This window comes from Pedobacter petrophilus (genome assembly GCF_009674725.1).
Taxonomy (GTDB): domain Bacteria; phylum Bacteroidota; class Bacteroidia; order Sphingobacteriales; family Sphingobacteriaceae; genus Pedobacter; species Pedobacter petrophilus.
The window spans coordinates 173,410-185,065 of record NZ_WKKH01000001.1; the positions used below are offsets into that span (position 1 = coordinate 173,410).

Here is an 11,656-nt window from a genome sequence, read left to right on the forward strand (position 1 = left end):
AACAGACCTCGTAGGTTTTTAAAACCTACAAGGTTTAGAAATTGCAATTAGTCCCTTTTATGCCCGAACAACCAGGGCAATAACGCCGGTTCTGCAAAAGCACTATCCCAGCTGTTATGATTGGCGTCAGGATAAAGTGTAAATTTCACTTCGCTGCCTACGGTTTTTAGTCTTTCAGCGATAGCCATTGAAAATGCCGGATCAACAATATCATCCTTGCCACCATGAAAAATCCAAAGCGGAACGGTTTGGTATTTTTTAATGTTATTGGTGTTATCGCCACCACAAATGGCAAATGCTGCAGCAAAAGTTTTACGTTTTCTTCTTAGTAATTCATAAGTACCCATTCCGCCCATGGAAAGGCCGCCAACATAGACTTGTTTTTTATCTACAAATGGTTTTTTAAGGAAATTTTTTACCATATTTTTCAACGCATGCATCGCTTTGGTTGGTTTCCCGCCTTCTGTAAAGCTAAAGTGCCGCTTGCCTTTGTCATTTGTGGTGATGTTTACATTTGCCCAATAACTTTCAAGGGGGCATTGTGGAAATACTATTATCGCAGGGAAGTTTTTTCGGACTTCATCTTTCAAAAATAACTTAGCACCATGTGTTAACTGCTTCTCGTTATCACTCCCACTTTCTCCGCGGCCATGCAGAACGAATACAATAGGATATTTTTGATTTGGATCAAAGTTTTCCGGAAAAAGAATTCTGTAATAAATGGAATCTTGACCTTTAATAAAGCTTCCGCGATCATATTTTTTTAAATCCTGAGCATTTATTATCAATCCGGAAAAAAGGAAAACAAGCGTGAAGAATATCTTATTCATGGCACAAAAATAAAAAACCCTGACCATTTTGCAATAGATCAGGGTAGGGTTACTGTATGTGTGTTGTGTTATTTCAATGAGAATGATGCTTCTTTTACATCTCTTGAATTTGTTCCGATAAATACCTGAAAATCTCCAGGTTCAGCCACAAACTTTAAATCTGAGTTATAAAACTTAAGGTCATTTTCTGAGATGGCGAAGGTAATTGTTTTACTTTCGCCAGCCTTTAAACTCACTTTTTGGAAACCTTTCAGTTCTTTAACCGGGCGGGTAATGCTTCCTGCCAAGTCCCTGGTGTATAATTGAACTACTTCTTTACCGTCGTATTTGCCTGTATTACTTAAGGTAACGGATGCAGTAATTGTTTTTCCTTTGGTTAAAGTGTTCGAGCTTAATTTGATATCGCTATAACTGAACGAAGTATAGCTTAAGCCGAAACCAAATGGATATAATGGATCATTACTTACATCTAAATAATTTGAGCGAAATTTCTCAAACCATTTTCCTTCAGCCAGCGGACGGCCAGTATTTTTATGTGCATAGTAAATTGGTACCTGACCCACATTTTGAGGAAAAGTTGTACTCAGTTTTCCTGATGGATTAACCTTGCCAAATAATACATCGGCAATTGAATTTCCTGCTTCACTACCAGGAAACCATACATTTAAAATGGCTGGAATATTTTCTTCTTCCCATTTCAAAGCCAACGGGCGACCCGTAAATAATACTAAAACAACCGGTTTGCCAGTTTTAGCCAAAGCTTTTAGCAGATTTTTCTGTGTTTCCGGAATTTGAATATCAGTAACACTGCTGCTTTCTCCCGTAAATTCAGAACCTTCACCTACCGTGGCTACAATCACATCCGATTTTTCGGCAACTTTCAAAGCCTCTTTTATCATTTCCTCTTCACTGCGCGGATTACGTTTGTAAGTTGGGTTGTGAACATTTACATAACGTTGTTCCATTGCAGAATCTGCCAGGAAGTTAGCGCCACGTGCCGTTAAAATTTTAGCGTCGTTTCCTAAAGCGTTTTTTAAACCTTGTAAAACCGTAACCGATTTATCAAACAAGGCTGCAACGCTCCAGGTGCCATACATATTAGCGGTATTATCTGCCAACGGACCGATCAAACCGATCGTTCCTGATTTTTTTAGTGGAAGAATATTGTTTTTATTTTTAAGTAGTACAAAACTCTCTGCTGAAATTTCACGTGCTACCTGACGATTTTCTGCATTGAAAACTTCTTTTTCAGCTCTTTCGGTACTTAAGAATTTATAAGGATCTGTAAACAAACCCAATTTATATTTTGCCTGCAGAATTAAGCGACAAGCCCTGTTGATTTCATTGATACTTACTTTTTTCTCTGCCAATGATTTTTTTAAATTACCAAGAAAACCTTCACCAACCATATCCATGTCGATACCTGCATTCATTGCCAAAGCAGAAACGGTTTGCAAATCGCCCATTCCATGCGCAATCATTTCAGGAATCCCTGTATAATCTGTTACTACGAAACCTTTGAAACCCCATTGATTTCTTAAAACATCAGTCATTAACCATTTACTTCCGGTTGCCGGGATGCCATCCACTTCATTAAAAGAAGCCATAATACTTGCCGCACCTGCATCTACAGCCGCTTTATAGGGCGGGAAATATTCATTATACATCCGCACCTTGCTCATATCTGTTGTATTGTAATCTCTGCCAGCTTCGGCTGCACCATATAAAGCGTAGTGTTTAACACAGGCCAAAATTTCGTTGTTAGCCTGCAGTTTACCCTGGTAACCTTTAACCATGGCAGCAGCAATTTGCGAGCCGAGGTAGGTGTCTTCGCCGCTTCCTTCAGAAATTCTTCCCCAACGTGGATCGCGGGAGATATCAACCATAGGAGAAAAGGTCCAGTTGATGCCGCTTGCACTTGCCTCTATGGCTGCAACTCTGGCTGTTTTTTGTACCAGGCTCATGTCCCAGATACAACTTACCCCTAATGGAATTGGGAAAACAGTATTGTAGCCATGGATAACATCCATTCCAAAAAGCAAAGGAATTTTCAATCTGCTTTGCTCTACTGCAACCTTCTGTACGGCCTTAATTTTCTCTACACCTTTAATGTTGAATAAACCACCAACCTGTCCGGCTTCGATTTTTTTACCGATATCGCTGCTGTTTGCTTGTCCGGTGGTGATATCACCAGAACTTGGCAAATTTAACTGGCCGATTTTCTCATCGACAGTCATTCTGGCCATCAGTTTATCAATGAAGGTATTCATCTTGGCCTCTTCCGGAGAGACTGTTTTTTTGGTTTGTGCTGATGCGTTCAGCGCAAAGGATGTTAATAAGATAATCAGGATTTTCGCTCTATTCATTATTTGTGTGTTTTATTCTTTAAAATTTAATCTACTTTTTTAACTGCGGTTTTCGCGGAGACACCGTTTTCGTTTATTGCTTCAATGGCGAAATAGTAAGGTTTTTGACTGTCCATCGCCTTAAACCAGTGTTCGTTGAAATCGTGAATCATGATGCAGTTATATAATTTACCGGGCGCTGTGCCGTAATATAAATTGTAAGCGAAAGCATTATCAACAGGTTGCCATTTGATGTAGGCGCTGCGCTTATCTTTCTCTGTTCTGAGTACAATCAGGTTTTTAACTGCTGATGGTTTATCCCCATTTCCATTCCCAAAAACCCGTAAGCCGCTAATGGCAAATTTTCCGGTTGGCATGTGCAGGTTAATCATCTTGATAAATCTCGTTTTCACTGGCTTTTCCAGTTCAATATAATCGTGAGGAACATCAGTTTTGTTTTTGCTTTTATCAACCAAGATTGTCCATTTCTTCCCATCTGCTGAAGACAGAATTTGATACTGGTGATAAATTCCGGTTTGCTTACCTAAAAATTCAGCATCCTGATCAGCATAATTAATCTGAATCGCATTCACCGTAGCTAAACTTCCGAGGTCGGTTTGAATCCACTCTCCACTGTTTCCGGTTTTTGCGCTCCAATAAGTTTTAATGCTTTCATCAACCGCATTGTTGGCATAGAAACCACCAAGTGTTGAGGAAACCGTAACGGGCTTTTTATAATTGATCAGCATCCATCCTGGTCCGGCAGGTCCGTTTTCTTTTCTTTCCGCAGGAAGATAAAGCGGGTAATCGCCAAAGGCCGTGTTGGTCCACATTACATCATCTTGATCAAAGCCAGTTGGCCAGATGCCCATTCTCCGTTCCCAGGTGTTTTTTACACAAATGATGCTGGTAGAAATGTGCCAGTAATTTTTTGAATTATCCTGAAAGGTAGCCCCATGACCTGCACCTCTGGAAAATCCACCGCCTTTATAACTGAGCGGATCAGATTGCGGTGTAAATTGTGTATCATAAAATAAAGGTTTTGTCCCTACTACCACACCATCAGAATAGCCGCTAAATTCGGTACCGGGTGCACCATATTGAAAGTAATACTTGCCATTATGCTTGGTCATCCAGGCACCTTCTGCAAAAGGATCAAGAAAAGTATTATCCATGTATTCTCCAAAACGTTGCCAGCCATAACGCCAGCTTTCGAGTAAATACATTGGCATTCTTGTGCCTTTTGGTTTAAAAGTTTTACGGTCTAACTCTACCCCATACATGGGATAATTGTTGCTGCTGCCATTGTACATATAAAATTTGCCATCATCATCAGTAAAGAATGAAGGATCCCAGCCTCCAATTTCAAGTGAATCAACCAGCGGAAACCATTTATTGCCTTTTGGATCCGTACTTCCCCACAAGGTGAAATTTTTAGTATAAGTACTGCCGAAAACCACCATGGTATCACCTATAATACCAACCCCCGGTGCACAAAGTTCATCTTTCGTTTTATTCCATGGGCGAAGAAATTTGCGTTCCTCGAATTTCCAGTTCAGCATATCCGGACTATGCCAGTATCCCCATTGATTAGTGCTGAACAGGTAAAAATCGCCTTTGTAGTTTACAATTACCGGATCGGCAGTTGCACGGTGTTTACCCCATTCGGTAAAAGATTCTATAGGCGTATAACCGTAATCTACATTGATGGGATTGCAGTAGGTTTTCTGTTGTGCAAATGAGCGATTTGTGCACAACAACATGAATGAAAAGAAAAATATTTTGAATAAATGCTTAGCCATTAGGTGTTATTTTTGATTAAAAAATTTGGATTCTGGCGCAGCTTTGGCAAGCGATAGACATTCCACTTACACTTAATCTGGTAACATTCGATTGATGTTCCCAGTACACCCACATATTATGTGCACCCCCGGTTGAAGTTAGTTTTACGGTATAGCTATCGCTACTTTCTGGTATTTGGCCAATAACGGCTCCGTCCGGGGTATTAGGCTGAATAAAAAAGCTGTAGGAGCCACCACTGGTATTGTTTTCTAAGCTTACATATACCCCATCATTAGTTGAGTTGGTAGCGGTTACATTTATGTTGGTAAACTTATTTTTTTTTACAAGTGGCTTATTTATCGAAATGGTTGTGAAACTGGAATTTAGTAATGTGATTCCGATGACTGCTGTTAATATTAAAATTGCTCTTTTCATGGTTCTTTAGATTTAATTTGAAATGATTAAAATATATAATGGCTAAACATTTATAAGCAACTTAAAATTATTGGGTAATCTGAAAGTCTAATTTCTTCAAGCCCATTTGTACATCGGTATTGCTCATGAATAATTTCCACAATAAACCAGATCTATAATTTTCAATCATGACCACCATTGGTCCCTGATCAATCCCTAAGTATCTTTGAGGATACCAGTTGTCTGTTTCAGAAAAAGCATCATAAAAACCATATTTTCCCCAAACTTTATCTCCTAAATCTTCATAAAGATGACGGATCACTTTCATTGATTCTTTTGGTGTGTATGGAATGGAAGAAATTGCTGCGGTAGGGGAGATGACGCCGAAATCTTCTTGTGGATTGTGTGCTGCGTATCCCTTTACTGAATAACTTGCCGTTAATCCCCAGCTATTTTCACTGTAACCTTTAAATTTTTTTGGGTTAGCCACGCAATAATCGTGGATGGCCAATGTGTGATTTACATTATTTTCCCAGTAGTTGGCGTATCGGTCTTTTAAACCCTTCGGATTTAAGCCTAAATAAGAATAATGTGCCCAGAATAAAGGACCTACACCATTTTCCTGGCCTTGATATTTCATGGTAAACGGATGGCCATAAACTTCGAAATTGGTTTTTATTGCACCGTTGTTTGCCCAACCTTCATGGTAAACTTCAGCAGGAACAGTATGGGTAGGAGACGAGGCTGCTAAAACATACATAATCAAACATTCGTTATAGCCTTTAACCGGAAAGTTCATTTCCCATTTATATTCCGGCGACCAGTGCCAGTAGAGTACATTTTGGTTTCCATTTCTATACCAGTTAAAATCAATTCCTCTCCAAAGACTATCTGCTTTTTTAGCTAAGGCCTTTTCTGCTGTTGAACCGTTTTTATAATAGGCATCAATACAGATTAGCGCCTGTGCAACGAATGAGGTTTCCACTAAATCTCCGCCGTTATCTTTTTGTCCGAAGGGACGAACTTTGCCTGTTTCTCCATAAATCCAGTGTGGCCATGCCCCATGAAAGCGATCAGCCCTGGCAAGAAAATCAAGAATCTTATTTAAACGGGCTAAACCATCTTTTTTAGTTACATAACCTCTGTCAATTCCACTCAATAGTGCCATTAAACCAAAGCCGGTTGCACCAGTTGCTACAGTACTTTTATCATTTTCCGGATAAACGTTATCCACATGAAAGCGCTCTCTTCCGGCGCCTGATGTGGGTTCTGCACCATCCCAAAAATACTGAAAGGTTTGTTTTTGAACAACATCAAGTAACTCATCGTCAGACAAGCCTTTTTTTATGGAAAGACTGGTTGTTTGGGCTGGTTTTTCTTTTTGCGCACAAGACGAAAGAGAAATTAAAAGCAGCGTAGAAAAGAGAATGTGATTGATTTTTAACATAGCTAAGAAAAGAAAAAAGGCTGCCAGATGGACTGGCAACCTTTAGCAAATTTATTATTTTTAGTAACCAGGATTTTGCGTAAGCAAACCTCCACTTAAATCAATTTCGGTTTGGGGAATTGGCCAAACTTCATTTTTGTTCGCTTTCCATCCCTTAGGACCGAAAACCTGAGCTGCTCTTCCTTGACGGATCACATCGAAATAACGATCATTTTCCATGGCTAATTCTACCTGTCTTTCTTTCCATATAGCATTTCTCAATGCGGTTTGGTCTGTAGTAGTAACATCTGGCAGAATTGCCGTATTGGTGCCTCTGGCCCTTCTACGCACTCTGTTTAAAGAGGTTAATGCTTGCGATGGATTTCCCAATTCATTAGCTGCTTCCGCATTCATTAACAATACATCTGCAAATCTTAAAACCCTGAAGTTTTGTTGCGCACCTTCATTAAAGCCTGAAACTCTGGTATTGAAAGGCACATATGATTTTTGATTATAGTGTTCGTTTGGAACGGAAGTTGGAACAAGATCACCTTGTGGAGTAGTTTCGCCTCTAAATAAAATCGTTGCATCTCTTCTTGGATCACCCGTTTCAAAAGCTGAGGCCAATTCCGCTGACGGCGTATTAAACCCCCACCCCATTACACCTGCAACGCCTTGAATTTGGCTGTATTGCGAATTTGATGCATCTGCATTACTCTGTAATAATTCAGCCTGAACTTCGAAAAGTGACTCTACACTGTTTTCATTCTGTGTTCTAAATCCTTTTTCAAAATCAGGAAATAAATCATAGCCTAAGCCCATTACCTGATTGGTAAGTGCAAGTACATCTGCCCACTTATTTTGATACATGGCAACTTTCGCCTTCATACCTAATGCTGCGCCCTTAGTTGCTCTACCTAAATCTGCACCGCCATAAGATTGGGGCAATGCAGCAGCAGCTTCAGTCAAATCTTTTTCTATCTGAGCATAAACAGCAGATCGTTCAGCTTGTGGAATATTGTACTCGGTATTGTCTTTAGGTATATTTAATCTAAGTGGAACTCTTCCGTATGCCCTAACTAATCTAAAATAAGAATATGCACGGATGAATTTTGCTTCGGCCAGGTATCTCGCTTTTAATGATTCATCCATCGTAATGTTTGGCACATTATCCAATACCTGATTGCAAAGATTGATATTCTGATACTGACCTGTCCAGAAATCTTGCAGGGTTCCATGTGTAGATGTTACTGTAAATTGGTCATACAGGTTAAAGAAAGTTGCATCTGTAGGTGTACTACCTTTATCAGCCTCATCAGACCCTGTACTTTCAATAGCAATGGTATTAAACCCTACATTATTCCAACTGCGTAAGTTTGCATAAATTGCGTTTACGCCTTTCAGCGCATCATCCTGGTTTTGCCAGAAAGTTACAGAAGGCTGTTGTGCCTGAGGTGGTACATTTAAAAAGTCTTTTTTACATGATGACGTAAAGAGTATCATGCCTAAAACTGCAGCGGTAACACAAGACCGTATATTTATATTTTTTTTCATTTTGATCTCGATTAGAAAGTTACGTTAACTCCGAAATTATAGGTAGCAAATAATGGATAAACGTTGGTATCTATTCCCGCATTTGTTGGTGTTCCACCAACTTCAGGACTGAAACCTTTGTAACCAAAAATATTTACTGCATTCTGCGCATTTAAGAATACCCTTAAGCGTTGCATTTTCATTTTGCTGCTGATTGCCTGAGGAAGCGTATATCCCAATTGAATATTTCTTAACCTGATATAGTCGCCCTTTTCTACATAGAATGAATTAGGCGCATTATTTAAGCCACCAGCTAAATCGGCAGACGGATAAGAATTAGATGTTCCTGCACCTGTCCAGCGATTGTTAATGAAATCTTTTGTGAAGTTCTCGTTACCAAAACGGCTACTTAAGTTTGCATTGTAAACATCAACATCCGCAACGCCCTGAATATCTAAGGTTAGGTCAAAGCTTTTGTAAGCAAAATTGGTATTTAAACCATAAGTAAACTTAGGATTCGGATTTCCAAGTACTACTCTATCCTTTAAATCAATTACCCCATCACCATTGATGTCAGCATATTTGAAATCACCTCTTTTGAAACCTGGCCAGGCAGCTGCTTCATCAGTTGTTTGGAAAACTCCTTCAACCTGGTAACCGAAAAACTCACCAATAGGGCGGTTGTTAACTGTTCTGGTAGAAAGGTATCCACTGGTAAGGCCTGCACCACCTTTATAGATAGGATTTGCTCCAGAGGTAACGTTAAGAACTTTGTTATTATTGATACCTACGTTACCACTAATGGAGTAACTAAATCCGTTATCGGCTTTATCAGCCCATGTTGCTGAGAATTCAAATCCACTGTTCTGGATATCTGCCTGATTTGCAATGATAGAGCTGTTAACAGTTCCTAAACTTCCTAGCACAGGGATATCAAAGATTGCTTGTTCCGTTTTTCTGGTATAATAATCTAACTCAACAGATAGTTTATTTTTAAAGAAGCCCATTTCTAAACCAACATCGGTACCGGCACTTCTTTCCCAGAATAAAGTTGGTGGAACCAATGATCTAATACTGGCACCTGTATAAGGGATTCCTCCAAAGAACGCGATCAAACCAGCTGTCTGATCAACAGTTTGGGTAGACGGATTAAAAGGAACGCCAGCATTACCTACTTTACCCCAGCTACCTCTTAACTTTAAGTTGCTGAAGATTTTCTGGTCTTTCATAAATTCTTCATTACTGATTACCCAGCCAGCTCCGATAGAAGGGAAATTACCCCAAACGTTATCAGAACCAAAGAATTGAGATGCTCCATCTCTTCTGATTGAGGCATTTAATAGGTACCTATTTTTGTAACTATAATTTGCTCTTGCAAAGTAGGAAGAGAATGTAGACAATTCACCTTTATCAATAATGCTTCTGCTTGCTGCATCGCCAAGTGCGAGATATAAATCACTTTCCGAATTAAACGGAACATTTAATGCATCAGCATTAAGGGTGTACATTTTGTTTCTTTGAGCAGTTTGTCCGACCAATAACGTCAAGCTATGATCTGCCCACTTTTTATCGTACGTTAAAGTGTTTTCAATGATCCAGTTTCTGTTTTCAATGCGATCAATATCCAACTTACTGTTTGTATTTTGCTGGGTATTACTTACTTTGTAAACTGGAATATATCCTCTCACTTCCTGCTGACCGAAATCGCCACCTAAACTGGTTCTGAAAGTGAAGTTTTTAAGGAATTTTAATTCTGCAAATACATTTCCTGTAATTTTATAATTTGTAGTTTGCTGGTTGAAGAAATCCAGGGTTGCCTGAGGATTCATGTTACTTCCGTTACCTAAATTAAAAGCATTCGGATCACCATAACTTCCATCCGCATTAAATATTGGTACTACAGGAGATGCAGCATATAAAGCCCTGAAAATTCCGTTGGCCGGATCTTTAGATTTGCTTGAAGTTGCCGTAACGTTATAGCCGATTTTTAATGGTTCAAAAACCTGAAAATCATTCGACAAGCGAGCCGTGTATCTTGTATAATTGTTGTTCTTTACAATACCATCCTGATTTAAATAACCTAAGGAAAGATTGTAAGTAGATTTCTCGGTACCGCCGCTAATAGAAAGTTGATGGTTAGTAATTAACGCCTGTCTGAGTGCCACATCATACCAATTAGTGCCTTCGCCTAAATTCGTATTTGCAAATAATGGTGCAACAGGAGGATTTTGGAGCGCATAAGCCTCATTTACCGCTGTCGCATATTCTGTCGCATTGGCCATTTCTACCATATTGGTTACCGTCTGAATACCGACAGTACCATTATAGTTAATTACCGCATCACCTTTTTTTCCTTTATTTGTGGTTACCAAAACCACACCATTAGCCGCTCTGATCCCGTAAATAGATTGACTTGAAGCATCTTTTAAAATACTGATGCTCGCAATATCAGCAGGATTTAAAAAGTTGATGTCATCATACCAAACGCCATCAACAACGTATAAAGGACCAGCTTTTCCATAAATGGTTCCGCTTCCTCTGATCGTGATTTGAGGTGAACCACCAGGTGTACCTGTATTGGTAATCGAAACACCAGCAACTTTACCCTGCAATGCGCCAACCGGATTGGTTGAGATTTGTTTTGAAATATCTTCTCCTTTAACATTGGCTACCGAACCCGTTACATCAATTTTTCTTTGCGTACCATAACCCACTACCACAACCTGCTCGAGTTGTTGTGTAGAGGATGCTAAAGCCACATTAATTGTTGTACGATTTGCGATTGGCTGCTCTTGTGCAGTGTATCCAATAAAGTTGAATACCAAGGTCGCATCAGCAGGTGCGCTGATCGAGTAATTTCCGTCTGTATCGGTCTGCGTTCCACCTTGTGCACCTTTGATTACGATAGTTACGCCAGGCAAAGATGTTTTATCACCTCCATCAGTTACCTTACCTTTTATGGTAATGTTTTGCGCAAATGCTACGTTAATGGTTAGCAAGCAAAATGCAGCGAGAACAGAAATTCTTGTAAAAATTCTTTTCATGCTTTTATTAATATTTAGTTTAATTGTTAGTATAAATGTGAGGTTGTTTATTCGCTTGTGCAAGTGAATTTACCTCAACATCATTACATCACCAGAAGAAGATCGTTTCGTAGAAGCATAGAACCAAATGCATATTCAGCCCAAAAACACAGTTTTTGGCTTTTTAACATTATTTTAACATTAGGCTAAGTGTAAAAAATACACGAAGCTTATTGTGCGATCTAATTTTAGCTGGTGAGAGGTAATGATGTAGTCGAAAAACGAGGTGTGTAGTGCTTTTGA

The 11,656-nt window shown here is 39.3% G+C and carries 7 protein-coding genes; all 7 read right to left on the reverse strand.

The window, feature by feature from the left end:
- Positions 1 to 47: 47 nt before the first annotated feature.
- Entirely contained in the window at positions 48 to 830 is a 783-nt protein-coding gene (locus GJU39_RS00680; protein ID WP_154278760.1) for a carboxylesterase family protein, read from the reverse strand.
- 68 nt (positions 831 to 898) lie between these two features.
- Positions 899 to 3,196, reverse strand: a complete 2,298-nt coding sequence (gene bglX, locus GJU39_RS00685; RefSeq protein WP_154278761.1) for a beta-glucosidase BglX — start codon at positions 3,194 to 3,196, stop codon at positions 899 to 901.
- Between the two features lie 26 nt (positions 3,197 to 3,222).
- Positions 3,223 to 4,977 (reverse strand): family 43 glycosylhydrolase, encoded by a 1,755-nt coding sequence (locus GJU39_RS00690; protein WP_245227640.1) that lies wholly within the window; start codon positions 4,975 to 4,977, stop codon positions 3,223 to 3,225.
- 16 nt (positions 4,978 to 4,993) lie between these two features.
- Positions 4,994 to 5,392, reverse strand: a complete 399-nt coding sequence (locus GJU39_RS00695; RefSeq protein ID WP_154278762.1) for a hypothetical protein — start codon at positions 5,390 to 5,392, stop codon at positions 4,994 to 4,996.
- 67 nt (positions 5,393 to 5,459) lie between these two features.
- Positions 5,460 to 6,818: a glucoamylase family protein gene (locus GJU39_RS00700; protein WP_154278763.1), complete on the reverse strand. Its 1,359-nt coding sequence runs from the start codon at positions 6,816 to 6,818 to the stop codon at positions 5,460 to 5,462.
- Between the two features lie 60 nt (positions 6,819 to 6,878).
- On the reverse strand, positions 6,879 to 8,351 hold the full coding sequence (locus GJU39_RS00705; protein WP_154278764.1) for a RagB/SusD family nutrient uptake outer membrane protein: 1,473 nt from the start codon (positions 8,349 to 8,351) through the stop codon (positions 6,879 to 6,881).
- 11 nt (positions 8,352 to 8,362) lie between these two features.
- A complete protein-coding gene (locus GJU39_RS00710) occupies positions 8,363 to 11,374 on the reverse strand; it encodes a SusC/RagA family TonB-linked outer membrane protein (protein ID WP_154278765.1) in 3,012 nt (1,003 codons plus the stop codon).
- Positions 11,375 to 11,656: the final 282 nt, after the last annotated feature.

Coding starts and splice junctions, on each gene's coding strand:
- GJU39_RS00710 (WP_154278765.1), bottom strand. CDS start 11,374: ATGAAAAGAATTTTTACAAGAATTTCTGTTCTCGCTGCATTTTGCTTG.
- GJU39_RS00705 (WP_154278764.1), bottom strand. CDS start 8,351: ATGAAAAAAAATATAAATATACGGTCTTGTGTTACCGCTGCAGTTTTA.
- GJU39_RS00700 (WP_154278763.1), bottom strand. CDS start 6,818: ATGTTAAAAATCAATCACATTCTCTTTTCTACGCTGCTTTTAATTTCT.
- bglX (WP_154278761.1), bottom strand. CDS start 3,196: ATGAATAGAGCGAAAATCCTGATTATCTTATTAACATCCTTTGCGCTG.
- GJU39_RS00690 (WP_245227640.1), bottom strand. CDS start 4,977: ATGGCTAAGCATTTATTCAAAATATTTTTCTTTTCATTCATGTTGTTG.
- GJU39_RS00695 (WP_154278762.1), bottom strand. CDS start 5,392: ATGAAAAGAGCAATTTTAATATTAACAGCAGTCATCGGAATCACATTA.
- GJU39_RS00680 (WP_154278760.1), bottom strand. CDS start 830: ATGAATAAGATATTCTTCACGCTTGTTTTCCTTTTTTCCGGATTGATA.